Here is a 24,393-nt window from a genome sequence, read left to right on the forward strand (position 1 = left end):
TTGAAAATGCGTATCGTGGCAAGCGGCGACGCCCTGTTTTCCGGGGGCAATCTGTCAGGCAGGCTCGACCCGCGCCTGCTGGAGCGGATCGAGGATTCCGACGCGGCCTTCACCAATGCCGAGTTCATCTGCCCGGCCTACGGCACGCCGCCGGCGCCGCGCCGCTTCATCACCGCCGTCGGCATCGAGGCGGTAGACGAGCTGACGTCGATCGGCATCAATCTCCTGTCCTTCGCCAACAATCACACCGGCGATTTCGGGCCGCAGGGCGTCATCGACACCATCGAGGCCTGCGAGGCGCGCGGCGTGATCCACAGCGGCATCGGCCGCAGCCTGGAGGAAGCGCGCATGCCGCATTTCCTCGATACGGACAAGGGCCGCATTTCGCTGATTTCGGTCAGCACCACCCGTTCGGCGGAGTTCGCGGCAAGCTCGCCGGGCACCGGCATTTCCGCCCGCCCGGGCCTCAACCCGTTGCGGTGGGGCCGCGCCTATGTGCTGCCCGACGAGGAGTTCCGGCAGATCCGGGCGATCGAGGAAAAGCTCGGCATCGCCGCCAGCCGCCGCGAGGTGATGGCGGTCGAGGTGATGGCCGACCCGGGCGAGGACCGCATCCCCTTCGGCTCCGCCTTCGAGGGCTCGTTGCAGTTCGAACGCGGCGAAACCGCCCATGTGCGCTATCATTTCAACGAGCGTGACGCCCGGGCCATTCTCGAAAACATCCGCGATGCCGCCAACCGCTCGGAAATCGTGCTGCTCAGCCTGCACGCCCATGAGGGCACGGAGGAGAACTGGTATTCGCCGCGCCCGGCGCCGTTCATCGAGGAGTTCGCCCGCCAGGCCATCGATGCCGGCGCCACGGCTGTCATCGGCCACGGCCCGCACATGCTGCGGGGGATCGAGTTCCACAAGGGCCGGCCGATCTTCTATTCGCTCGGCAGCCTCCTGATGGAGTTCGAGGCCGGCATGCAGAAGATGACGCCGGAAATGTATGAAACCTACGGCTTCGGCCGCGATGCGCTGCCCTCGCACCTGCACCGTTCGCGGGCCAGCGACGCTGAGGGAAGGCCGATCGGTTTCTACGCCGACGCCCGCTTTGCGAAATCCTGCATCGCCATCTGCGATTTCGACGATGACGGCGTGAAGATCAGCCTGGCCGCCATCGACCTCGGCTTCGACCGCAAGCGTGCCTCGGAACGCGGCCTGCCGGCGCTCGCCGAACCGGCGCTGGCCCGCGAGATCGCCGCCGATCTGGCCGAAATGAGCAAGGCCTACGGCACGCGGGTCGTCTACGACCAGGCCGATGGCCTCATCCGGGTCGGCGCGCCGTAAAGCGCGCCGCGGAAATGCTTTAGCTGACCAGCGTCAGGCCACCGTCCACGGTGATCGTCTGTCCGGTGATGAAGCCGCATTGCATCAGGAACACGTAGGCCATCGAAACCTCCTCGATTTCCGCCGTGCGGCCCAGTGGAATCGAGCGGGCGAAATTCTGCCGTGTCGCCTCGACCTCGGCCGGTGCCATATGGCGCCAGAGCGGGGTCGGGGTCCATGTCGGCGCGACGGCGTTCACCCGCGCCCTGGGAGCCAGTTCGGCTGCCAGACCCTGCACCATCGTCCGCACCGCATCGTTGCCGATGATCGCGCCGGAGGCATTGTGCGGTCGTCCGCCCGAGCCGGCGGTGAAGGTCAGGCTGCCGCCCTCGGCCACTTTCGGCGCGGCGGCGCGGGCGATGCGCAGATTGGCGAAGAGCTTTTCCTCGACCGCCCGGCGGATCGTGGCGAAATCGGCATCGAGAAAGCCGCCGCCCATGAAGCCGCCCGCCATCGAGACGAGATGGTCGAAACGCTCGATCCGGCCGAAGAAGCCGTCGACCGATGCCTCGTCGGCGGCATCCAGCACATGGCTTTGCGCCACATGCCCGGCCGCGGTGAACTCCTCGACGCAGCGGGCGAGCTTGCCGTCGTCGCGGCCGGTCAGGATCAGCTTCGCGCCCAGGCCGGCGACCACCTGCGCGGTGGCCCTGCCGAAACCCGAGGTGCCGCCGATCACGACGATGGTCTTGTCCCTGAGGTCCATCTCATTCTTCCTTCTGTGTCATCCCGTCGAAAGGGTCATGCCGCGGCAAGGGCGCCGGCAAGCTCGGCGGCGACGGCCTGATCGCCATCGCCGGACGAACCGCTGACGCCGACGGCGCCGGCCACCGCGCCGTCGACCAGCACCGGCATCCCGCCTTGCAGCGGCAGCAGCCCCGGTGTCGTGGCCATCGAGGGCGTTCCGCCGTTGATCATGTCTTCGAACAGTTTCGACGGCGCCTTGAGGAAGGCCGCCGTCCGCGCCTTGCCGATCGCGACGTCGATCGTCACGAGCGCTGCGCCGTCCATGCGCGCGAAGGCCAGCAGATGGCCGGAACGGTCGACGACGGCGAGGCTCAGCGCCATGCCGCGCGCCGATGCGATCCCCTGTCCGTGCGCGATCAGCGCCTGCGCCGCCGTCAGCGTCAGTTCGGCATGGGTAATGGTCGGATGGTCCTGCATTTCGCTCTCTCTCACGGTTCGGGTGGTGGGGACGCGCCATTGGCGATGACGCGCTCCAGAAATTCCAGGAATTGTGCGCTCTCTTCGGCGGAGAAGCCGCGCAGGTGCCCGGCGATCACCTCGGAGGCGATGGGGCGGATGGCGGGATAGAGCGCCTCGCCGGCGGGCGTCAGTTCGAGGCGGGCCGCCCGGCCGTCCTCCGGCGAGGGCAGGCGCCGGACGAGGCCTTGCCGCTCCAGCCGGTCGAGCATCCGCGTCATCGCGCCGCTGTCCTTGCCGAGACTGCGGCAGAGATCGCTTGCCGTGGCGGCGAGGCCGCCGCCGATGCGGATCAGTACGATCCACTGCGCGCCGCTGATGCCGAAGGAGCGTGCGCGCCGGTCCACCGCCGCCGTCATGATGGCGGCCGCATCGATCAGGGCCCGCCCGATATTGTGCTGGGGGTGGTAATCGGCGCCGTCCGGCGAGGGGTGGGGATTTTCAGGAAGCGACATGGCCTTGCATCCGATTTATCTGCCTAGGCAGATAAATGGTTTCGATGAGAGAAAGTCAAGGGACGCCTAGGCGACTTTTGCGCGTTTGCGGGATTATGAAAAGTCACGGTTCGTTGTAGTGGTGGAGAACCGCGAAGGTCGGCAAGGCGGCGACACGGCTGAAGGTGAGGTTTCGATGCGTTTTCTGGATTTCAGTTCCTGGCAGGGGATCATGACCACGCTTCTCGGTCTGGTGATGGTGACGCTCATCGGCGTGGGCATTCGCGTCGTGATGATGTTGACCATCCAGCAGCGCCAGCAGCGGATGAACCGGCAGATCAACGAGCGCCTGCGCACGCTGATCGCCGCCTACAAGGTGCTGGGCGGTTCCTTCACCGGCGAGCTGATCGTCGATCCCACCCATCTGCGCGACCTGCGGCTGCGCGCGCAGGAGGCGGAGGAGGTGGAAGCCGGGCCGGCCGGATCGGAGCGGGCAAGGCGAATCCGCGATGCGGTCGAGGCGGCGCTGTCGGATATCATCCTGCTGGGGACCGAAGACCAGGTCAGGCTTGCGGCGAAGGCGGCGTCCGACATGGCCACGGGGCAGCCGATCCGCACCGGCGAACTGGTGGTCTCGCTACGCGACTTCATCCGCAAGGCGCTCGATCTCGGGCCGGTGCCGCCGGGTGTCGTGATCCCGCTTCAGGGGCCGGCGCGCCAGCAGGGCGGCGGCGCCAAAGGCAGCAGCCGGGGCGAGGGCGGCGGCGGCTCTGGTGGCGGCGGCGGAGGAGGAGGCGGCGGCATGGGCGGAGGCGGCGGCATGGGGATGGGCCTCGGGCTCGGCGGACGGCGCAGCACGGACGAGAGTTGAGCGGCGGATTGTCGCACGCGCTTCCCTTGAAATGCCGGCCGCCTATATCAATCTGGAAGTGCATGCCGGACGAGACGTCCGGTTGGTCTTCACATGGAATATCCGAGAGAACAGACACGATGAAACACCTCCTCATGACTGCCGCCGTCGCCGCCGCCCTTGCTGTCCCCGGCCTTTCGGCCGCGCAGGACCTTCCCCCGGCGGTGAGTGCGCTCGGCCTCACCGACGTCCAGGTCCACGGGAAGCGGCACGCGGATTACGGCCGCAAGATTCACGGCACTCTGCCCGGCGGCACGCGGGTCGAGATCGAACTGGATCGCAACGGTGAAATCGAGGAAGTGGAGGCGAGGGGCCGCGGGCTGTTCCCGATTGCCGAAATCCGCTCGCTGATCCCGGAAGCGGTGCAGTCGAACAGTTCCTTTCCGGCGGATGCCCGGGTAGAGAAGATCGAGTTCGAGCACAACGGCCGGATCGAGATCGATGGCCGGCTTGCCAATGGACGCGAATTCGATGCCGAATTCACCGCCGACGGCCAGCTGATCGAATTCGACGTCGACGATTGACCGGACGCGGCCCCGTTCCCCGGGGCTGACGGTTCACGATCCGGGGAGCGGGGCCGGTTCCCAGTCGAACTGCATCTGGCGGGCCGTGGCCCGCGCCAGCGCCTCGCCGCCGATACGGGCCACCAGATGCAGGCTCATGCCGATGCCGGCGGAAATTCCGGCGGAGGTGACGATGGCGCCCTCGTCGATGTAGGGCACATCGTCGATCACCGCGACCGCCGGAAAGGCGGTGCGGAGATCGGGAATATCCTCCCAGTGGGTCGTCGCGCGCCGGCCATCGAGCAAGCCGATCCGGGCAAGGACGAACGCGCCGGTGCAGACCGAGGCCGTCAGCAACGCCTGCCCGCTGGCGGCGCGTACATAGGCAAGCGTTCCGGCATCGTTCAGCGGTTGCGTCACGACGCCTCCGGGCACCACGAACAGGTCGAACGGCGGCGCCTCCGCGAAACCGTGGCGCGGCTCGACCGTGAGGCCATGCCGGGCGATCACGTTTTCCCGCCGGGCGGCGACCGTCGAGACGTCGAAAGCGGGCGCGTTCCTGTCCGGATTCCGTTGGGCGACGCGCGAAGCGACGGAAAAGACCTCGAACGGGCCGGCAAAATCGAGCACTTCGACCTCGGGAAAGAGGAGGATGCCGACCTTTATGGTGCGGCCCGCTTCGAAGCGTTCGGCAAGGGGATCGGATGCGGCGGTCATGACTGTGCTCCCGTTGGTGTTCTTCCGCTATCATCATGCCGGCAAGCCGTCCATATCCGGTTCCGGGAGCGCTTTGGCGTTCCCCCCGGGTCCGCAGGCCCGGAAAATTCCCGCCGGAGCCGTGGAATGGGAATGATCTGTCTTCTCCGGGCGCCCGGTGCTGCCTAACATGCCGTCATCTCCCGGTGGACGCGGCCGCAGATGCGCGAAGCCTGCCGGGTTCACCGGTGGTTCAGGAAGAAGAGCATGACACGATATATCGTCATCGGAGCGGGGGCCGTCGGGGCGACGCTGGCCGCGCAGTTCGAATCGGCCGGGATCGGCTATGCCCTCGTCGGCCGCGGCGCGCAGATCCGGCATATCGTCGAGCATGGACTGACCTATCAGCGGCCGTCCGGAACGCGGCAGATCCGGCTGAACGCCTTCGACACCGCCGCGCCGCCGGCGCTGGCGGCGGATGACGTGCTGCTGCTCACGGTCAAGGCGCAGGATGCGGCCGAGGCGCTCGCCTTCTGGGCCTGGCGGCCGGTCGGGGATGCGCCTGCGCTCACCGCGTCGCGCCTGCCGCTCGTCACCTTCCAGAACGGGCTGGCGACGGAGACGATCGCGCTCAGAACCTTCGCCCATGTCTATGGGGCGAGCCTGCTGACGCCGGCACGGTTCACCGAAACCGGCAGGATCGCCGTCGCCGGCGATCCGCAGGTCGGTGTCGTGACCCTCGGCCGGTTTCCGCGCGGCACGGACGAAACGGCCGAGCGGATCGTCGGCGATCTCGCCCGGGCGGATTACATTGCCGAAACGAGCGCGGATGTGCGGCGCTGGAAGGCCGCCAAGCTTCTTCACAATGTCCGCAACGTGCTCGACCTGTTCGACGGCCCCGAGGCGGAGCGAACCGCTTTCGGCGCAGCGTTGGTCGAGGAGGCGAAGACGGTGCTCGAGGCGGCTGGCTATTCTCTGGCGTCGCCGTCCGAGCGCAAGATCAGCCTTGCGAACTGGCGGAAGGCCGAAAACAGCGGCATCGAGGGTGGACAGCAATCGACGTGGCAGAGTTTCGTGCGCGGCGCGTCGAGCGAGGTCGATTATCTCAACGGCGAAATCGTGCTTCTCGGACGGCTGCACGGCATTCCCACGCCCCACAACGAGGCCGCCCAGATCGCGGCAGGGCTGGCAACGCGAAAGGCCGGTTTCCCGGCCCTGCTTTCCTTCGACACCTTGCGGTCGCTCGTCGACGATCCCGCCACCTTGCGGCCGCACCCGCCGGCCGGAGACTGACGTCTTCCGGGCCATGACAAGCCCGTCTTTTCGCGGACGGCACAAACGGAAGACCCCCGCGCAGCCGGAAGGCCGCGCGGGGACGGATTGCAATCAGACCAGATCGAAGCGATCCGCGTTCATGACCTTGGTCCAGGCGGCAACGAAGTCCGTGACGAACTTCTCCCTGTTGTCGTCCTGGGCGTAGACCTCGGCATAGGCCCGCAGGATGGAGTTCGAGCCGAAGACCAGATCGACGCGGGTGGCCGTCCACTTCACCGCGCCGGTCTTGCGGTCGCGGATCTCGTAGAGGCCGTTGCCGGCCGGGTTCCAGGTGTTGGCCATGTCGGTCAGGTTGACGAAGAAGTCGGTCGTCAGGACACCCTCGCGGTTGGTGAAGACACCATGCTTCGTGCCGCCGTGATTGGTGCCGAGAACGCGCAAGCCGCCGACCAGGACGGTCATTTCGGCCGCGGTCAGGCCGAGAAGCTGGGTACGGTCGAGCAGCAGCTCTTCCGCGCTGACGGCGTAGTCCTTCTTCAGCCAGTTGCGATAGCCGTCATGGATCGGCTCCAGCGCGTCGAAGGAGGCGGCATCGGTCTGTTCGTCGGTGGCATCGCCGCGACCCGGCGCGAAGGGCACCTTGACGTCGAGGCCGGCGGCCGCGATAGCCCGCTCGATGCCGACATTGCCGCCCAGAACGATGACATCGGCAATGCTGGCGCCGGTTTCGGCGGCGATGCCTTCCAGAACCGAAAGGACCCTGGCGAGACGTTCCGGCTCGTTGCCTTCCCAGTCCTTCTGCGGGGCGAGGCGGATGCGGGCGCCGTTTGCGCCGCCGCGCATGTCCGAACCGCGGAAGGTGCGGGCGCTGTCCCAGGCGGTGGAGACCAGTTCTTCGAGCGTAAGGCCGCTGCCGGCGATCTTCGCCTTGACGGCGTCGACGTCATAATCCGTCCTGCCGGCGGGAACCGGGTCCTGCCAGATCAGGTCTTCCGCCGGAACGTCGGGGCCGAAATAGCGGGCCTTCGGTCCCATGTCGCGGTGGGTCAGCTTGAACCAGGCGCGGGCGAAGACCTCTGAAAAATAGGCGTGGTCGTTCTTGAACCGCAGCGCGATTTCCCGGTAGATCGGGTCCACCTTCAGCGCCATGTCGGCATCGGTCATCATCGGGTTGTGGCGGATTGCCGGGTCCTCGACGTCGGCCGGCTTGTCCTCTTCGCTGATGTAGACCGGTTCCCACTGCCATGCGCCGGCCGGGCTCTTGCGCAGCTCCCATTCATGGTTGAACAGCATGTCGAAGAAGCCGTTGTCCCATTGGGTGGGATGGGTGGTCCAGGCGCCTTCCAGCCCGCTCACGACGGTGTCGCGGCCGATGCCGCGCTGCGTCTTGTTGAACCAGCCGAGACCCTGGTCCTCGACGCCCGCCGCTTCGGGATCGGCGCTGAGAAGGCTGGCGTCGCCGTTGCCGTGCGTCTTGCCCACCGTGTGGCCGCCTGCGGTCAGCGCCACGGTTTCCTCGTCGTCCATCGCCATGCGGGCGAAGGTCTCGCGCATCTGCGCGGCGGTCTTGAGCGGATCGGGATTGCCGTTCACGCCCTCGGGGTTGACGTAGATCAGGCCCATCTGCACGGCGGCCAGCGGGTTTTCCAGCGTCGCGGGGTTCTCGACGCTCTCATAGCGGTTGTCGCTCGGCGCGAGCCATTCCTTTTCGGAGCCCCAGTAGACGTCCTTTTCGGGATGCCAGATATCCTCGCGCCCGAAGGCGAAGCCGAAGGTCTTCAGGCCCATCGTCTCGTAGGCGATGGTGCCGGACAGGATGATCAGGTCGGCCCAGCTGATCTTGTTGCCGTACTTCTTCTTGATCGGCCACAGCAGGCGGCGGCCCTTGTCGGTGTTCACATTGTCCGGCCAGGAGTTCAGCGGCGCGAAACGCTGGTTGCCGGTGCCGCCGCCGCCGCGTCCGTCAGCCAGACGGTAGGAGCCGGCGGAATGCCAGGCCACGCGCACGAACATGCCGCCGTAATGGCCCCAGTCGGCCGGCCACCAGTCCTGGCTGTCGGTCATCAGCGCGCGCAGGTCCGACTTCAGCGCCTCGATGTCGAGCTTCTTCAGCTCTTCGCGATAGTTGAAACCCGGCCCCATCGGATTGGTCTTCGTATCGTGCTGGTGCAGGATATCGAGGTTCAGGGCGTTCGGCCACCAGTCCATGACGGACGTGCCGCTCGCCGTGTTGCCGCCGTGCATGACGGGACACTTGCCGATTGAGTTCACGCTGTTTTCACCCATCTTCATCTCTCCAGGTTCAGTTTTGGCCATATCGGCCGATGCGAACGGAATACTCCCACCCGTTCACCATAACGTGGCGAGGCGGGGCGCCTGTTGAGGCAGGACAATTCCACCTGCCCGATCGCAGGGAGTGGTAGCAAAGAACTTCGATAATTAATAATTGCATTTTCTAACCATTACGATAATGAAATCTAATGATAACCCCATCGATCCGACATCTGCGCTATTTCGACGCCCTGGCCCGCCACGGCCACTTCGGTCGCGCCGCCGAGGACTGCTCGGTTACGCAGCCGGCCCTTTCCGTGCAGATCAAGGAACTGGAGGAAATCGTCGGCGCGCCGCTCGTCGAACGCAGCGTCCGCAAGGTCCGCCTGACCGGGCTCGGCGAGGAATTCGCCCTGCGCACCCGCGGCATCCTGCGCGCCATCGACGAGCTGGGCGATCTGGCGCGCGCCTTTCAGGGGCCGATGGCCGGGCGGTTCAGGATCGGCGTGATCCCGACGGTCGCGCCCTATCTGCTGCCGGTCATCATCAAGGACCTGGCGCTGCATTATCCTGGGCTCGACCTGCACCCGCGCGAGGCCGTCACGCAGAAGCTGATCGAGGATCTGCTGGAGGCGAAGCTCGACGCCGCCATCGTCGCCCTTCCCGTTTCGGAAGCCTCGCTGACGGAGGTCAGCCTGTTCGACGAGGAATTCGTTCTGGTGCGTCCGCTGGAAGATGCCGACAAGCCGGTTCCCAACCCGGAAATGCTGCACGAGATGCGGCTGCTATTGCTCGAGGAAGGGCATTGCTTCCGCGACCAGGCGATTTCCTTCTGCCGGATGTCGTCGTCCCTGCCGCGCGACCTGATGGAGGGAAGCTCCCTGTCGACGCTCGTGCAGATGGTGAGCGCCGGCATCGGCGTCACGCTCATTCCGCAAATGGCGGTGCCGGTCGAAACGCGCTCGGCGCCGGTCTCGATCGTCCGCCTGCCGCACGCGCGGCCGTCGCGCACCATCGGCATGGTCTGGCGCAAGACCAATCCGCTCGCCGAGCAGCTCGAACGGATCGCCGGCATCGTCCGCCAGTCGGGCATGGCCGCCAGCCGTCCGCCGGCCCCCGCGCATCAGGAATCCGAGAAACCGAACGGCACATCCGTCCTGCGATAGTCGTCCGGCAGGATCTGGCGGCCGATGGGCGGCTCGGAGCGCGCCGTGCAGTTCATGCGATGACAGATGCGGCAGGCGATGCCGATCGGCGTCGGCGCCGCCGGTTTCGGCTGATGGCGCGCATAAACGAGCCTTTCGGCAAAATGCGCCTCGCAGACCAGCGCCACGGCCCGCTCGACGCTCGCCACCCCGAAGGCGCCGCCGCCGGAACTGACCGTGCGGGCGATGGAAAAGAAGCGCTGGCCGTCCGGCAGTTCCAGCCATTGCGTGACCAGCCGGCGCGGCGTCTGGAACACCGTGTGGACGCTCCACAGCGGACAGCCGCCGCCGTGGCGGGCGAAGGGGAAGCTGCCGCCGTTCAGGCGTTTCGACACATTGCCCGCCGCATCGACGCGAATGAAGAAGAACGGAATGCGCTCCTGTCCCGGCTTTTGCAGCGTCGTCAGCCGGTGGGCGGTCTGCTCGAAGCTCGTTCCGAACTGCCGCCCCAGCGCCTCGATATCGTAGTGGCGGCTTTCCACCGCCCGGGCGAAGGCGGCATAGGGCATGAGCATCGCCGCCGCGCAATAGGCCGCCAGCGAGCGCTGCGCCAGACGGCGGGCGTTCTCGTTGCGGAAATTGCCTTCCTCAGCGGCAGCCCGGATCTCGGTGTAGAGTTCCAGATAGGCAAGCTGCTGGGCGAGCTGGAAATTCTGGCTCGCCATATCCAGCGTATCGTCGAGAAGCAATTCCTTGCGGTGCCAGTCCAGCCGCCGCAGGGAACCCGTCATCACGTCCGGGGGAAGGCGCCGGACCCGAAGCTGGTGCTTCTGCTGGATGAAGCCGGCCAGGCCCCCGGCCTCGGCGATCTTCGCCGAAAGCCTTTCGGACGCCGCATCGAGAACGGGAAAGAAGTTGCGCCGCGCCGCCAGAAAGGTGCGCACGGCCGTAACCGGATCGCCCTGCGCGCCGCCGTCGCCATCGGACGCACCCTGTCCGCGGTCGGCAAGGGCGAACTGTTCTTCCCGGTAGGCGGTATGCAGGCGCAGCATCGCCTCCGCGAAGGCCGGAAAGCTGTGAACGACATCGGCGATTTCCAGCGGCAGGACGTCGATGTCCTGAAAGATCGGATCGCGCATGACGCCTTCCAGACGGCCGGCAATGCCGGCGCCGGCATCCTCGGTGAAATCCGAGAAATCGATCTTGTAGGCCTTCGCCAGACGCAGCAGCGTCTCCGCCGTGACGGGGCGCTGGTTGCGCTCCATCAGGGCGATATAGGACGGCGAAATCTCCAGGTCCGCCGCCATGTGGGCCTGCGTCAGGCCGAGATCCCTCCGAAGCCGCCGGAGGCGCGGTCCGAGATAGACGCCCTGCTTTTCCATAAGGACATTACAACATTACAAGGAATATTTGTAAAGTTATACAACTGCACACCGAAGGGACTCCCCGCCTCCTGCGGGCGGCGCTATCGATCGCGTAACGCAACGAGCGACGTTCAGGAGGAAACATGTCGTATCAGTCTCTCATTCAGGAAGCCGGAAAACTCATCGAGGGCAATCCGAAGTGGTCGGGCATCACGGCGGAGGCCGTCGCCCGCATGCGTCTCCAGAACCGTTTCCAGACGGGTCTCGACATCGCGAAATACACCGCCGGCATCATGCGCCGCGACATGGCCGCCTATGACGCCGATCCGTCGAAGTACACCCAGTCGCTCGGCTGCTGGCACGGCTTCATCGGCCAGCAGAAGATCATCTCGATCAAGAAGCACTTCAATTCCACCGACCGCCGCTACCTTTATCTTTCCGGCTGGATGGTCGCGGCGCTGCGTTCCGAATTCGGCCCGCTGCCGGACCAGTCCATGCACGAGAAGACCTCCGTTCCGGCGTTGATCGAGGAACTCTACACCTTCCTGCGCCAGGCCGACGCCCGCGAGCTGGGCGGGCTGTTCCGCGATCTCGACAAGGCCCGCGAGAGCGGCGATCAGGTCAAGGCGGCGCAGATCCAGTCCCAGGTCGACAATTTCCAGACCCATGTCGTTCCGGTCATTGCCGATATCGACGCCGGTTTCGGCAATGCGGAGGCCACCTATCTTCTCGCCCGGAAGATGATCGAGGCCGGCGCCTGCGCGCTCCAGATCGAGAACCAGGTTTCCGACGAAAAGCAGTGCGGCCATCAGGACGGCAAGGTCACGGTTCCGCATGAGGAATTCGTCGCCAAGATCCGCGCGCTGCGCTACGCCTTCCTCGAACTCGGCGTCGACGACGGCATCATCGTCGCCCGCACGGACAGTCTCGGCGCCGGCCTCACCAAGCAGATCGCCTTTTCCGCGCAGGAAGGCGATATCGGCGACCGCTACAATGCATTCCTCGACGCGGAGGAGGTCCGGCCGGGCGAGAACCTCAACGGCGAGGTCCTCATCACCCGCGGCGGCAAGGTCCTCAAGCCGAAGCGGTTGCGCTCCAACCTCTTCCAGTTCCGCGAAGGCACCGGCGCCGACCGCTGCGTTCTCGATTGCATCAATGCGCTGGAAAACGGCGCCGACCTTCTGTGGATCGAGACCGAGAAGCCGCATATCGAGCAGATCGCCGGCATGGTCGACCGCGTCCGCGAGGTCATTCCGAACGCCAAGCTGGTCTATAACAACTCGCCTTCGTTCAACTGGACGCTGAACTTCCGCCAGCAGGTGTTCGACGCCTGGAAGGAAGCCGGCAGGGACGTTTCGGCCTATGACCGCGCGAAGCTGATGAGCGCCGACTACGACGAGACCGAACTGGCCGCCGAAGCCGACGAGAAGATCCGCACCTTCCAGCGTGACGCCTCGAAGCGCGCCGGCATCTTCCATCACCTGATCACGCTGCCGACCTACCACACCGCGGCGCTGTCGACCGACAATCTTGCCCGGGAGTATTTCGGCGATCAGGGCATGCTCGGCTATGTCGCCGGCGTCCAGCGCAAGGAAATCCGCCAGGGCATCGCCTGCGTCAGGCACCAGAACATGGCCGGCTCCGACCTCGGCGACGACCACAAGGAATATTTCGCCGGCGAGGCGGCGCTCAAGGCCGGCGGCGCGCACAACACCATGAACCAGTTCGCGGCCTGAGAAACGCTGCGCAGGAGGTGGCCCGGCTGTCCGGGCCGTGGAGACGCCACCGCGGGAGCGGTGGCGTTTTTGATCGGTGAACCCGCCTTGCCGGCGCATTCCTCACGGCAGGCGCCGCTGGCGCCGGCTACCGGGCAGCGTTCGCGCTGAGGCGCTGAAAAGCCGCTGCGCCGGCGGCGAAAGGCGCGACAGCCGGCCTCCGCAAACCAGCGTCTCGACAAGTCGCTGTTCCGCATCGAAGGGGTGCCCGTCCCATCCCCGATGGTCGAAACCCGCCAGCCGGACCGTATCCTGCGGCCTCGCGATCTCGCCGAGGACATAGGCGATGGTCAGCAGGCCGGAACTGGGTACGACATATCCCTCGGCGCCGAACCGGGAAAGATCGGCGTCGAGCCGGTCGTGATAACGGCGCGGGATCGAGGAGAAGGCCTTGCCGGTTTCCGCGGCGAAATCCGCGAAGCCGGCGGTCAGGTCGTCGCAGAAATCGCCGAGATCGGGGTGGCTTTCGGCAAGTTTGCCGCGCAGCGCGCGAAACTTGCCGCCGTCGCGCACGCACCAGAGGGACGCCGCCGCGCGGACTGCCGGATGGGTCTTCCAGGCCGTTCCGCCGATCATCGCCCGGGCCGGGCGTCCGGTGTTGCACACGGCGACGACATCGGTGCGTGTGCCGGCGCTGCCGTAGGAGCGGCAATCGTTGAAGCGGATCACCAGATCGCCATCATCGATGGCCGATGCCGCGAAGGCGGGCATGGTCCCGTTGCCGACAATGACGATTGTGCGGGACATGAAAATCTCTCGCTGTTCCGACGCCGACAGCCTCGACACGAAGACCGGGCCGGCCCGTCATCGCATTCGCTCGATGCTCCATTGTAAACGGCTTCGGGCCGGATGTCAGCGCCTGCCGACGACGCCCTCTTCCGTCAGCGTGGTCAGCGCCAGCGTCTGGTCGAGGTGGCGGGCGCGCAGCGACAGCAGCTTTTCGGCATAGGCGAGGCGGATTTTCAGGTAATAGGGGTCTTCGGCGCAGTTCTCCAGCTCGTCCGGATCGCGCTCCAGATCGAACAGCACCGGCGGCAGCCCTGCGAAGTGGACATATTTGAACCGCTCGTCGCGGATGACCGAGAGGTTGCACAAGGTGGACTCCAGGCCGAAATACGCTTCGGCTTGGCCCGTTTCCACGTCGCGGAAATCGTATTCGAAGAAGGCCGCGTCGCGCCAGAGCGGCGGGTTCTCGCCTTCGAGGAAAGGCAGGAGCGAGGCGCCGTCGACGTGGTTCTGCGGCGCGACGCCGATCCGTTCGCACACCGTCGGCATCAGGTCCGCCGCCGAGGTGAAGCGGCGCACGACCTGCCCCGCGCCGCCGGGCCGCGCCGGATCGCGGATGACCAGCGGAATATGGTAGCTGCCGTCGAAGAAGCCGCCCTTGCCGAGCGCCCAGTGGTCGCCCATCATTTCCGCGTGGTCCGAAGTCAGGATGACGATGGTGTTCTCCCATGCGCCGCGGGCCTTGAGCGTTTCGAACAGCCGCCCGACCTGGGCGTCCACCTCGGCGATCATGCCGTAATAGACGGCGCGGATCGCGGCGAGGTCCTCCGCCGTCCAGTCGCTCACCCGGCCGGTCGTGCCCGCCATGAAGCTCGATTTCGTCTGGCGCGGCCACTCGTAGGCGAGGAAGGGATGCGCGGCGATTTCCTCCGCATGGCTTCTCGCCCGCGGCGGCGCCGGGCCGTCCGACGGGCGGAACATGCTGTTATAGGGTTCGGGGACGGTAAAGGGCGGATGCGGGCGCAGGAACGAGACATGCGCGAACCACGGCCTGTCCTGTTCCGCCTCCCAGGTCAGGAATTCGTCGACCAGAAAGGCGGTCTGCGTTTCGTCCGCGCCATAGGCGGGCGGCGCGCCGATGGTGCCGGCCGGCGCATCGGCGGGGCCGTGTGGAAGGGCGGGGTCGAGATCGGTGCCCCGTGCGGCCAGCCAGGACCTCCACGGCTTTTCATGCTCCGGCAGCAGCCGCCGGACCGTGAAGCCGGGCAGCACGCCTTCATAGGTCGTCAGGTGCGGGTCGTTTTCCGGCATGCCGCGCGGATCGGGCGCGGTATCCGTATAGCCGAACAGCGTCGGATCGTAGCCGGCGCGGCGCGCGGCCAGCGCCACCGTGTCGAAGCGGGCGTCGAGCGGCGAGCCGTTGCGGCAGACCCGGTGGTTCATCTGGTAGAGCCCGGTATAGATCGAGGCGCGGGCGGGCGAACAGGGAGCCGCCCCGGCATAGTGGCGGGCAAAAAGCGTGCCCTGCGCCGCCAGCGCGTCGAGCGCCGGGGTCCGCACCGCCGGATGCCCGAGCGCGGAAACGCAATCGCCCCGCCACTGGTCGGCGGTGATCAGCAGGATGTTGGCTTTCATGGCGGGGCCCTCCGGGAAACGGTCGCGACGCGCACCATGCCTCGTGCGTGTTGCGACGGGATGAACGGAATGGGAATGCGTAAAAAAACTAGGGGTTCGGCCGCAACGTGCCGGGATCGAAGGCGCCGCCGAAGGGGGAAGGGTTGGCCGATGGCGGCGGCTCGGGCGGCGGTAGTGCCGGTGGCGGGCCGGAAGCGCCCGGCGCGAGGCTTCCCGGGTTGAAGGCGTCGCCGAACGGGGACGGATTGGCGGAAGGGGCCGGCGGCGGTGCGGGCGCGGCGGGAGCAGGCGCGGTGCCCGGGGCGATGGTGCCGGGGTTGAACGCGCCGCCGAAGGGCGAGGGGTTGGCGGAAGGCCCCGCGGGTGCGGCCGGAGCGGTCTGCTGTTGCAGGCGGCGCTGCTCCTCGATGCGCTGGCGCTGTTCTTCCAGAAGCCGTTCCTGCACCTGCCGCTTCTGCTCGATGAGATCGGCCTGGCAGGCCCGCGAATCGTGCTGGCTGCCGGCATGGACGAGCGCGGCGGCAGCGGCGATCAGAACGATGCCGACACCGGCGGGATGGGTCAGCCAGCGCGTGACCGGATTGGCGTAGAGCCGCGATTTCGAGGCCCGGCCGCTGCGCAGCAGTTCCTGCCGGCGGCTGTGCGCCTCGTTGATCATGGCGCCGATCAGCGTGACGGCGATGATGATGACGGCGAGCGCCGACAGCGACGGGTCGGTGCCGAGGCGCACCTTCGAGGCGAGCGCCGTCGTGAAGGTGTTGCCGGAGAGAATGGTGAAGACGGTGGTGTTGTAGTTCTCGAAGGAGGCGAGCAGCGCCATGAAGGCGGCGGAAGCGATGGCTGGGCCGAGGAACGGCAGTAATATCCTGCGGAACGCCTGCCCCGGCGTTGCGCCGAGATCGAGCGCGGCCTCCGTCAGCGTTGGGTCGAAGCGCTGGAGGCGGGCCATGAAGACCAGCATCGCATAGGCGGCTATGAATGTGACCTGTCCGGCGAGAGTCAGGAACATGCCGTTGTAGAAGATGCCGCTGTAGCCGGAGCCGAAGGCGCGGCCGACCCCGCCCCAGAAGACGATGGTCGAAATGCCGAGCACCACGCCGGGCACGAGGATCGGGATGATGAGGATGCCGTAAAGGGCCGGGCGCAGGCGCGGGCTGACCTCGGAAAGGGCCAGCGCCCCGGCCAGTCCCAGCGGCACGGCGATGGCGACGACGCCGATGCCGAGGATGACGCTGGTCCACAGGCCGGACATCAGGCGCTGGTCGCGGATCAGCGCGCCGAACCAGTCGGTGGTGAAGCATTCCCACGGCAGGATGCGCGGAAAGGAGGAGGAGTTGAAGGCCGTGACCACCATGATGATCAGCGGGCCGAACAGGAAGGTGAAGAAGAGGAGCGTATAGCCGATCGCGAAAAGGCCGCCGCCGGTGCTTCTGGAAGCGCTGCTCATCGTCCGATCGCTCCTATCGACACCTTGAACACCCGCATCGCCAGCATCACGAACAGCATGCACGACACCAGCAGGATGGTGGCGTAGGCAGAGCCGCGCTGCCAGTCGCCGGCATCGTTGAACCACTGGTAGATGACCTGGGTGAACCAGAGGTTGGAGGGGCCGCCGAGGATCTGCGGCGCGGCGAGCGCGCCCGCCGTCAGCATGAAGACCATCGTCGCGCCCGATGCGATGCCGGGCTTGGCCATCGGCAGGACGACGCGCCAGTGGACGCGCCACCAGCTCGCGCCCATGTCGCGCGCCGCCTCGATCTGGTTGCGGTCGAGCGCCTCGACGGCATTGTAGATCGGAAAGATCATCAGCAGGATATAGGCGTATGTCAGGCCGGAATAGAGCGCCACGTCGGCGCGGATGAAGTCGACGGGCGTATCCCACAGGCCCATTCCCATGCCGACGCCGTTGATGACCCCGGTCGCGCCGAAGATCACCCGGAAGGCGAAGGCGCGCAGGATCTCGTTCACCCAGAACGGCACGATCAGGCCGATCACCATCAGCCGGGCGGCGACGCCGCGGGCCGAATGGGCGAGGATGTAGGCGATCGGATAGCAGATCAGCACGTCGATGATCGTCACGAACACCGCCGCGACGATGGTCTTGAACAGCACGCCCATGTCGAGCCAGTTGGCCTGCCCGCCCGAGGTGCGAAAGAAGGCGGCATAGTTCGACAGCGTGTAGACGTCGTTCGGGCCGCCGAGTTCGGCGCGCGGCAGATTGTGGCGCAGCGAGAAGTCGAACATGGCGATCTGCGGCAGGGCGATCAGGAAAAGCACCCAGAAGCCGACGCCGAGACCGACGAAAAGCGCGACGCCGATACCGTGGCGCCCGGTAAATTCCCGCCATCCGGCCGTCATCGCCGCCCTCATGCGTCCACCTCGGCCATGCTGGAGACGGGAAGCACGGCGGCGTCGGCCGCCTGGAAATCCAGCGTGACCGGCGCGCCGGAGGCGAGCGGGGCGGCGAGACCGTCATTGACGCGGGAAAGCTTCAGCACGAACTCGCCGACCCGCACGAAGGCGATGCGGATATTGCCTTCGAATTCTTCCTTCTCCAGCGTGCCGGAAATGCGGTTGGCGCCGTCCGCCGACGCCGTGCCGAGGACGAGCCGTTCGGGCCGCACGAAGAGGATGCAGGAATCGCCCGCCTTGTAGTGGCGCCCGCCGGCGGCGATGCCGCTCAGCACCCCGACCGGCGTATCGAGCGTGGCGATGCCGCCGTCCTGGCCGCGGACCGTGCCGGGGATGGCGTTGTTCTCGCCGACGAAGGAGGCGACGAACGCCGTCCTCGGGCGGTTGTAGATCGCTTCCGGCGCGTCGACCTGCTCGATGACGCCGGTGTTCATCACCGCCACCCGGTCGGACATGGTGAGCGCCTCGCCCTGGTCGTGGGTGATGTAGATGAAGGTCAGGCCGACCCGCTGCTGGATGGTGCGCAGTTCCGTGCGCATGTGCTGGCGCAATTTCAGGTCCAGCGCGGAAAGGGGCTCGTCGAGAAGCAGGATATCCGGCTCGACCGCCAGCGCCCGGGCGATCGCCACGCGCTGGCGCTGGCCGCCGGAAAGCTCGTGGACCTTCTTGTCGCCGGTGCCCGGCAGCGCGATCATGTCGAGAAGCTCGTCGGCGCGCCGGCGGCGCTCCTTCCTGCCGATGCCGCGCACTTCCAGCGGAAAGGCGATGTTGTCGGCGACGCTCATCAGCGGAAAGAGCGCGAGGTTCTGGAAGATCAGCGCGGTCGGGCGCCTGTTGGGGCCGACATTGCGCATGTCCCTGCCGCCGATCATGACGCGGCCTTCCGTCGGATCGACGAAGCCGGAAATGCAGCGCAGGAGCGTGGTCTTGCCACAGCCGGAGGGGCCGAGGAAGGAGAAGAATTCGCCGCCCCTGATGGTCAGGAAAGCGTTGTCCACCGCCGTGTAGGAGCCGAAACGGATGGACACGTGATCGAGCACGATGTCTTTGCTGCTGGTCATGCTGCCTCGTGACAATGCGATGATGGGGGACGGCCCCCGGCGTCACCGGGTGCGTCCTGTCTCGTCGCCGGCAGGACGGCGCGCGTCCTGCCGGGCCGCATGCGGCAGGGGATCAGGCGCTCAGGAACCGATTGACGAACTCGGTGCGGGCCGTCACGTACCAGGGCATTTCCGCCGGCCAGGCATTGAGCCTGGAAAGCGCCTCGCCCGGATAGGCGTCGGCGAAGTTCTTCGCATAGATCTCGCCGCCGAACTGGTCGGCGCCGATGACCGGCGAATTGTAGCCATGCGTCTGGATCGCCTCGCCGGCGAGCTTCGCATCGTAGGCGGCTTCGATGAAGGCATAGACCTGGTCTATGTTCTTCGCGCCGACCGGCAGGGAAAGACCGTCCACCCAGGCCAGCGCGCCTTCGACCGGCGCGCGGTACATGACCGGCTCGCCGGCGGTCTTGAGCGCGATCGGCGGGCCGTCCCAGGTCTGCCCGACGATGACGCCCTCGTTCAGGAGACCGTTCTTCTGGCCGTCCGCATCGTTCCACAACAGCTTGATGTTCTTCTTCTTGGCGATGGCGGTCTCGGTGATCTTGCCCCAGACCTCCTTCATCTTGTCCTCGTCCTTGTAGGCTTCCCAGACCGAGCCGGGCTCCATGTCGCCGCGCCGCTCCATGCCGAGCCCGAGGCCGAGCATCATCGAATGGCCGCGGCCCATCGTCCTGCCGGCATTGGCTTCTTCCCAGACGTCGTAGTAGCTCGGGAACTCGCCGGCGGGCGTGAAGGCGTCCGTGCGCCAGGCGACGCCTTCCGTGCCCCAGATGTGCGGCAGCCAGTGGACGCCCTTGCCGCCGAAGTTCCAGTGGCTTTCGCCGAGCGCCATCGCCGGGTTGACCTTCTCGATCGCGACGCGGTTCATGTCGAAGGGCTGGAGGAGATCGAGGTCCGCCCACAGCGGATTGCGGTTGACGGTCGGCGTGACGATGTCGAAGCCCTGGCCGTTCGTGGCCTTCATCTTGTTGAGGATTTCGTCGTTGGAGCCGATGCCGGTGAAGTTGATCTTGATGCCCGTCTGGTCGGTGAATGCCTTGGTGAAGCTTTCCGGCAGATAGTCCGACCACATCATGATGTTGATCTCGCCGGAGGAGGCGAGCGCGGAGGAACCGATGATGGCGGGCATGGCAAGGCCTGCGCCGGCCGCGGCGGTGGATTTCAGCAGCGTCCGGCGGCCGAACGGTCTGGAAAGAATGGAGTGAGACATCGTATTCCCCTTGCTGCGGCTGTTTGCCGATTATCGTTTGTCTGATGCCGTTTCGTGCGTCCTGCCGAACCTTGTCCCGGTCGTGCGGACACCTGATGAAAGCCTATTTCCGGCGTCGCGCCGCGCCGTAGAGCCACGGACTTAAAACTATGGAGCCAGAACGGCTGGACAGCCGCCGCCCGAAGGCAATAGGCTGGATGCGGTTTTGAAACGGGGCGGCGATGCTGGAACATTTTTTCTCGGTCCCTCTCGACCCCGGTCGAAAATTGCAGCAGCAGATCCAGGAACGCATCATCGAGGCCATATTGGCCGGGACCCTGCCGTCGCACGAGCCGCTGCCGGCGACGCGCATCCTCGCCCGCGACCTCGGCGTCGCGCGCAACACGATCAGCCTCGTCTACGAGCGGCTGGCGGAGGACGGCTACCTGAAGCCGGTGAAGCGGCGCGGCTATTTCATCGACGAGCGCTACGTGCGCGAACAGCTCAACCTGAAGCCCGAAACCGGCGGCGCGGCGCTTTTCCCGCTGACCGGCCGGCCGATCGACTACGGCGCCCGCATCACCATGAGCTACAAGGCGCAGCGCATGATGGTGAAGCCCACCGACTGGCGGCTCTACGCCTATCCGTTCATCTACGGCCAGCTTATTCCCGACCGCACCTCGGTCAGCCGCTGGCGCGACTGCATCCGCCAGGCCGGCACCGCCGAGCATGTCGGCAACTGGGCCGCCGATCTCATCGATGCCGACGATCCCATGCTCATCGACCAGATCATCCGCCGCATCCTGCCCAAGCGCGGCTTCCGCGCCGACCCGTCGGAGGTGCTGATCACCGTCGGCGCCCAGCACGCGCTTTTCCTGGCCGCGACGCTCCTGTGCCGCGAGGGGACGCGGGTCGGCATCGAGGAGCCCGGCTATCCGGATTCGCGCAACATCTTCCTGTCGCGCGGCGCGCGGCTGAAACCGCAGGCCGTGGACGGCAACGGCATGCGGGTGACGGAGGATCTCGCCGGCTGCGAACTGGTCTGCGTCACGCCGGGGCACCAGTCGCCGACCAACGTCACCATGACGCTGGAACGCCGCCTCCAGCTTCTGGCGGCGGCGGAGGAACACGATTTCTTGATCGTGGAGGACGATTACGAGAGCGAGCTGAACTTCGTCGGCAAGCAGCGGCCGGCCTTGAAGAGCCTCGACGTCAGCGGCCGCGTGCTGCATGTCGGCAGCCTTTCCAAGCCGCTCTTTCCGGGGCTGCGCCTCGGCTTCATCGTCGCGCCGCGTCCGCTGATGGAGGAGCTGCGGGTGCTGCGTCGCCTGATGTGCCGCCACCCGTCCGCCCTCGACCAGAGGGCGATGGCGATCTTCTTCGCCGACGGGCATTTCGACACCCATATCCGCCGCCAGCGCAGCGATCTGGCCCAGCGCTGGAAGACCATCCTCCAGGAGATGGCCAAACGCCTGCCCGATTGCGACGTGACGATGACGACCGGCGGCTCCGGGCTCTGGGTGACGTTGCCGAAGGGCATGGATGCGCGCCGGCTTTCCGCCATCGCCGCGAAAAAGGGGGTTCTGGTCGAGCCCGGCGACGTCTGCTACCTGCGCGACAACCCGCCGCTGAACCGCATCCGCATGGGTTTCGCGGCCATCGCGCGCGAACGGATCGGGTCGGGCATCGCGCTGCTGGCGGAGGCGGTGGAGGAAGCCCGCGCCTGATCCGGGCGACGGCCCGGGCGATGCCGATGCTGGTGCCACGCCTGAGAATTGGTGGGGCCAGAGGCCGATGCCCCCGCCTTGCGCTTGGCCTCGTCCGGCTGTGCCTGTAAACCGTCAGACGGTGGACGGCCGTGCCGGACGCACGTGAAGCAGGACATCGCGAATGACTCACTACGATCTCGCCGTGGTCGGCGCCGGCATTGTCGGTCTGGCGCATGCGCTGGCTGCGGCACGGCGCGGCAAGCGCGTCGTCGTCCTCGAGCGCGACGTGCAGGCGAACGGCGCTTCGGTGCGCAATTTCGGCTTCGTGACCGTCACCGGCCAGGAAGCCGGCGATTGCTGGGAAAAGGCCCGCCGGGCGCGGGATGTCTGGGCCGAGGTCGCCGCCGCGGCGAAGATCCCGGTCCTGCTCAACGGTCTGGTTCTCACCGCCCGCCTGTCGGAATCGGAAGCGGTGATCGACGCCTTCCTGAAGACGCCGATGGGCGAGCAATGCCGCAGGATCGACTATCCGGAGGCGCTCGACTTCGTGCCGGCGCTGCGCCGGGAGGCCGTTGCCACAGCGCTCTACAGCCCGCACGAGATCCGCGTCGAATCGCGGACGGCGATCCCACTCGTGGCGAAGTACCTCGCCGAACGCTACGGGGTGGACTACCGCTGGCAGACCAGCGTCACGTCGGTCGCGCCGCCCGTAATCGAGACGCCCGCCGGCATCGTCGAGGCCGAGGCGGCCGTCGTCTGCGCCGGCGACGATTTCAATGGCCTCTTTCCCGGGCGCATCGCCGCCTACGGCCCCACCCGCTGCAAGCTCCAGATGCTGCGCGTGAAACCCGCCGCGCCCGTGTCCTTCCGGACCGCGGTCCAGTCCGATCTGGGGCTCGGCCGCTATCTCGGCTATTCCCTTCTGCCGGAGGCGCAGGCGCTCAAGGCCCGTCTCGACGCGGAATGGACGGCTCATCGCCAGAATGGCATCCACCTGATCGTCACCCAGTCGGCGGACGGCTCCTTCGTGGTCGGCGACAGTCACCATTATGCGCCGACGCCCGATCCCTTCGCGAGCGAGGCGGTCGACCGGCTCATTCTCGACGAGTTCGACGCCGTTCTCGATCTGCCCAGCCGCACCGTCACCGAACGCTGGGTCGGCACCTATGCCTCCGCGCCGGACCGCTGGCGCTTCACCGACAGGCCCTCTGATGCCGTGCGCATCAGCGTCGTCACCGCCGGCTGCGGCGCATCCACCGCCTTCGCCATCGGCGAGGAAACCATCGCCGACCTTTATGGAGATGCCTCATGACCCGCTTCAAGGCCGCTATTTTCGACTGGGCCGGAACCATGATCGATTTCGGTTCCTTCGCGCCGATGGGGGCCTTCGTGGAAACCTTCGCCCGGTTCGGCGTCGAAACCTCCATCGCCGACGCCCGCAAGCCGATGGGCCTGCCGAAGCGCGCCCATATCGCGGCCATGCTGGCCGATCCGGCGATCGCAGCGCGCTGGACGGCGGCGCAGGGCAGCGCCCCGGACGAGGTGGCGATCGACGCCGTCTACGCGCTGTTCGTTCCGCTCAACGAGAAGGTCGTGACGGATTATTGCACGCTCATTCCCGGCGCCCTGGAGGCTGTCCGCTATTGTCGCGGCAAGGGCATGAAGATCGGCTCGACCACCGGCTATACCCGCTCGATCATGGAGCGGGTACTGCCGCTGGCGAAGGAACAGGGCTACGAGCCGGACAACCTGATCTGCGCCGACGACCTTCCCTATGGCCGCCCGACGCCCTACGGCATGTACAAGTGCTTCCTCGATCTCGAGGTCTTTCCGGCCGGTGCGGTGCTGAAAGTGGACGATACCGAGCCGGGCATCGCCGAAGGCGTCGCCGCCGGCTGCGTGACGGTCGGCCTGACGCTTTCCGGCAACGAGGCGGGGCTGACGCCGGAGGAGGTTGCAGCACTTTCGCCCGACGCGCGCCGGAACCTGCACGAAAGGATCGCCGGCAAGCTGAAGGCCGCCGGCGCCGATCACGTGCTCGAAACCGTCGCCGATCTGCCGGCGCTTCTGCAAACGCTGGAGTGAGCGGCGGGCCGAAGGCGCGTCAGAGTTCCTTCACCGATTGCATCACGACCGAGGTCGACGTGCTGGCCACATGCGGCAGGCTGGAAATCTTTTCGCCCAGCACCTCCCGGTAGCGGCGGATGTTCTGCGTCCTGACCTTCAGCAGATAGTCGAAACGCCCGGCGATCATGTGGCATTCCTCCACCTCGCGGATCCTGCGGACCGCCCGGTTGAACTCCTGAAGCGCGTCCTCGCGCGTGTCGGTCAGCTTGACTTCCGCGAAGGCGACGTGATCGAGGCCGAGCTTGCGGGTGTTGAGCACCGCCCGGAAGCCGAGAATGAAGCCGTCCTCGATCAGTCGCCTGAACCGGGCCGTCACCGGCGTCTTCGAAAGGCCGACCTTTTCGGCAAGCTCGGTGACGGAAATCCGCCCGTTTTCCGCGACCGTATCGAGGATCTTCATATCGAACTGGTCGAGTTCACCTTCTTTTGACTGTTCCAGGGTGAAAATTCCTTCAATAATCGAAAAATATGGTGATTGAGAATAGGAAATCACCAAATCAAAGTCCAGACATTCTGCGTGGATCGGTTATTCTCGATCCATGATG

Annotated in this window: 22 protein-coding genes; 9 read left to right on the forward strand and 13 right to left on the reverse strand. The window is 66.5% G+C overall.

What is annotated here, in order from left to right:
- Positions 1–6 precede the first annotated feature (6 nt).
- Complete coding sequence (locus NOF55_RS00285) at positions 7–1,332, forward strand: CapA family protein (RefSeq protein WP_306409322.1); 1,326 nt, start codon at positions 7–9, stop codon at positions 1,330–1,332.
- Positions 1,333–1,351: 19 nt separating this feature from the next.
- Here the strand turns inward: NOF55_RS00285 and NOF55_RS00290 are convergent, their stop codons facing one another.
- The 3 genes from NOF55_RS00290 to NOF55_RS00300 are packed head-to-tail and all read right to left on the reverse strand — an operon-like array spanning position 1,352 to position 3,029.
- On the reverse strand, positions 1,352–2,077 hold the full coding sequence (locus tag NOF55_RS00290; RefSeq protein ID WP_306409323.1) for an SDR family oxidoreductase: 726 nt from the start codon (positions 2,075–2,077) through the stop codon (positions 1,352–1,354).
- 35 nt (positions 2,078–2,112) lie between these two features.
- Complete coding sequence (locus NOF55_RS00295) at positions 2,113–2,535, reverse strand: GlcG/HbpS family heme-binding protein (protein ID WP_306409324.1); 423 nt, start codon at positions 2,533–2,535, stop codon at positions 2,113–2,115.
- An 11-nt stretch (positions 2,536–2,546) separates the two neighbouring features.
- On the reverse strand, positions 2,547–3,029 hold the full coding sequence (locus tag NOF55_RS00300) for a MarR family winged helix-turn-helix transcriptional regulator (protein ID WP_306409325.1): 483 nt from the start codon (positions 3,027–3,029) through the stop codon (positions 2,547–2,549).
- Between the two features lie 175 nt (positions 3,030–3,204).
- On the opposite strand from NOF55_RS00300, the gene NOF55_RS00305 reads away from it, so the two are divergent.
- Positions 3,205–3,879, forward strand: coding sequence for a hypothetical protein (locus NOF55_RS00305; protein ID WP_306409326.1), 675 nt, complete (start codon positions 3,205–3,207; stop codon positions 3,877–3,879).
- A gap of 119 nt (positions 3,880–3,998) precedes the next feature.
- On the forward strand, positions 3,999–4,442 hold the full coding sequence (locus NOF55_RS00310) for a PepSY-like domain-containing protein (RefSeq protein WP_306409327.1): 444 nt from the start codon (positions 3,999–4,001) through the stop codon (positions 4,440–4,442).
- Positions 4,443–4,475: 33 nt separating this feature from the next.
- Here NOF55_RS00310 and NOF55_RS00315 read toward each other — a convergent pair whose 3' ends face one another.
- The gene (locus NOF55_RS00315) at positions 4,476–5,138 is read right to left on the reverse strand and encodes a DJ-1/PfpI family protein (protein WP_306409328.1); all 663 of its coding nucleotides are present in this window, start codon (positions 5,136–5,138) and stop codon (positions 4,476–4,478) included.
- Between the two features lie 246 nt (positions 5,139–5,384).
- On the opposite strand from NOF55_RS00315, the gene NOF55_RS00320 reads away from it, so the two are divergent.
- Positions 5,385–6,410, forward strand: coding sequence for a ketopantoate reductase family protein (locus tag NOF55_RS00320; RefSeq protein WP_306409329.1), 1,026 nt, complete (start codon positions 5,385–5,387; stop codon positions 6,408–6,410).
- Between the two features lie 93 nt (positions 6,411–6,503).
- Here the strand turns inward: NOF55_RS00320 and katG are convergent, their stop codons facing one another.
- The gene (gene katG / locus NOF55_RS00325; protein WP_306409330.1) at positions 6,504–8,678 is read right to left on the reverse strand and encodes a catalase/peroxidase HPI; all 2,175 of its coding nucleotides are present in this window, start codon (positions 8,676–8,678) and stop codon (positions 6,504–6,506) included.
- A gap of 194 nt (positions 8,679–8,872) precedes the next feature.
- Here katG and NOF55_RS00330 point away from each other — a divergent pair, with 194 nt between their 5' ends.
- Positions 8,873–9,829 carry a hydrogen peroxide-inducible genes activator gene (locus NOF55_RS00330; RefSeq protein WP_306409331.1) on the forward strand — a complete coding sequence of 319 codons (957 nt, stop codon included), beginning with the start codon at positions 8,873–8,875 and terminating at the stop codon, positions 9,827–9,829.
- Here the strand turns inward: NOF55_RS00330 and NOF55_RS00335 are convergent.
- Entirely contained in the window at positions 9,787–11,190 is a 1,404-nt protein-coding gene (locus NOF55_RS00335) for a helix-turn-helix domain-containing protein (protein ID WP_306409332.1), read from the reverse strand. The two genes, NOF55_RS00330 and NOF55_RS00335, sit on opposite strands and share 43 nt — an antisense overlap.
- A 125-nt stretch (positions 11,191–11,315) precedes the next feature.
- Between NOF55_RS00335 and NOF55_RS00340 the strand changes: the two genes are divergently transcribed.
- Entirely contained in the window at positions 11,316–12,908 is a 1,593-nt protein-coding gene (locus tag NOF55_RS00340) for an isocitrate lyase (RefSeq protein ID WP_306409333.1), read from the forward strand.
- A gap of 102 nt (positions 12,909–13,010) precedes the next feature.
- On the opposite strand, the gene NOF55_RS00345 is transcribed toward NOF55_RS00340, so the two are convergent.
- The 6 genes from NOF55_RS00345 to NOF55_RS00370 form a co-directional block, all read right to left on the reverse strand.
- Positions 13,011–13,694 (reverse strand): DsbA family protein, encoded by a 684-nt coding sequence (locus tag NOF55_RS00345; RefSeq protein WP_370868847.1) that lies wholly within the window; start codon positions 13,692–13,694, stop codon positions 13,011–13,013.
- Positions 13,695–13,799: 105 nt separating this feature from the next.
- Positions 13,800–15,308, reverse strand: coding sequence for an alkaline phosphatase family protein (locus NOF55_RS00350; protein ID WP_306409334.1), 1,509 nt, complete (start codon positions 15,306–15,308; stop codon positions 13,800–13,802).
- A gap of 88 nt (positions 15,309–15,396) precedes the next feature.
- A complete protein-coding gene (locus NOF55_RS00355) occupies positions 15,397–16,755 on the reverse strand; it encodes an ABC transporter permease (RefSeq protein ID WP_306409335.1) in 1,359 nt (452 codons plus the stop codon).
- Complete coding sequence (locus NOF55_RS00360) at positions 16,752–17,666, reverse strand: ABC transporter permease (RefSeq protein ID WP_306409336.1); 915 nt, start codon at positions 17,664–17,666, stop codon at positions 16,752–16,754. Before NOF55_RS00360 ends, NOF55_RS00355 begins: the two co-directional genes overlap by 4 nt.
- 8 nt (positions 17,667–17,674) lie before the next feature.
- A complete protein-coding gene (locus tag NOF55_RS00365) occupies positions 17,675–18,781 on the reverse strand; it encodes an ABC transporter ATP-binding protein (RefSeq protein ID WP_306409337.1) in 1,107 nt (368 codons plus the stop codon).
- A 112-nt stretch (positions 18,782–18,893) separates the two neighbouring features.
- Positions 18,894–20,033 (reverse strand): extracellular solute-binding protein, encoded by a 1,140-nt coding sequence (locus tag NOF55_RS00370; protein ID WP_306409338.1) that lies wholly within the window; start codon positions 20,031–20,033, stop codon positions 18,894–18,896.
- A gap of 221 nt (positions 20,034–20,254) precedes the next feature.
- Here NOF55_RS00370 and pdxR point away from each other — a divergent pair, with 221 nt between their 5' ends.
- From pdxR to phnX, 3 genes are all read left to right on the forward strand, one after another.
- Positions 20,255–21,739: a MocR-like pyridoxine biosynthesis transcription factor PdxR gene (pdxR, locus tag NOF55_RS00375; RefSeq protein ID WP_306409339.1), complete on the forward strand. Its 1,485-nt coding sequence runs from the start codon at positions 20,255–20,257 to the stop codon at positions 21,737–21,739.
- 163 nt (positions 21,740–21,902) lie between these two features.
- Positions 21,903–23,033 carry a TIGR03364 family FAD-dependent oxidoreductase gene (locus NOF55_RS00380; protein WP_306409340.1) on the forward strand — a complete coding sequence of 377 codons (1,131 nt, stop codon included), beginning with the start codon at positions 21,903–21,905 and terminating at the stop codon, positions 23,031–23,033.
- The gene (gene phnX, locus NOF55_RS00385) at positions 23,030–23,806 is read left to right on the forward strand and encodes a phosphonoacetaldehyde hydrolase (RefSeq protein ID WP_306409341.1); all 777 of its coding nucleotides are present in this window, start codon (positions 23,030–23,032) and stop codon (positions 23,804–23,806) included. The genes NOF55_RS00380 and phnX overlap by 4 nt, the downstream gene beginning before the upstream one ends.
- Before the next feature lie 19 nt (positions 23,807–23,825).
- Here the strand turns inward: phnX and NOF55_RS00390 are convergent, their stop codons facing one another.
- Positions 23,826–24,287 (reverse strand): Lrp/AsnC family transcriptional regulator, encoded by a 462-nt coding sequence (locus NOF55_RS00390; protein WP_306410157.1) that lies wholly within the window; start codon positions 24,285–24,287, stop codon positions 23,826–23,828.
- Between the last annotated feature and the right edge of the window lie 106 nt (positions 24,288–24,393).

It is taken from the genome of Ectorhizobium quercum (assembly GCF_026552795.1).
GTDB lineage: Bacteria > Pseudomonadota > Alphaproteobacteria > Rhizobiales > Rhizobiaceae > Ectorhizobium > Ectorhizobium quercum.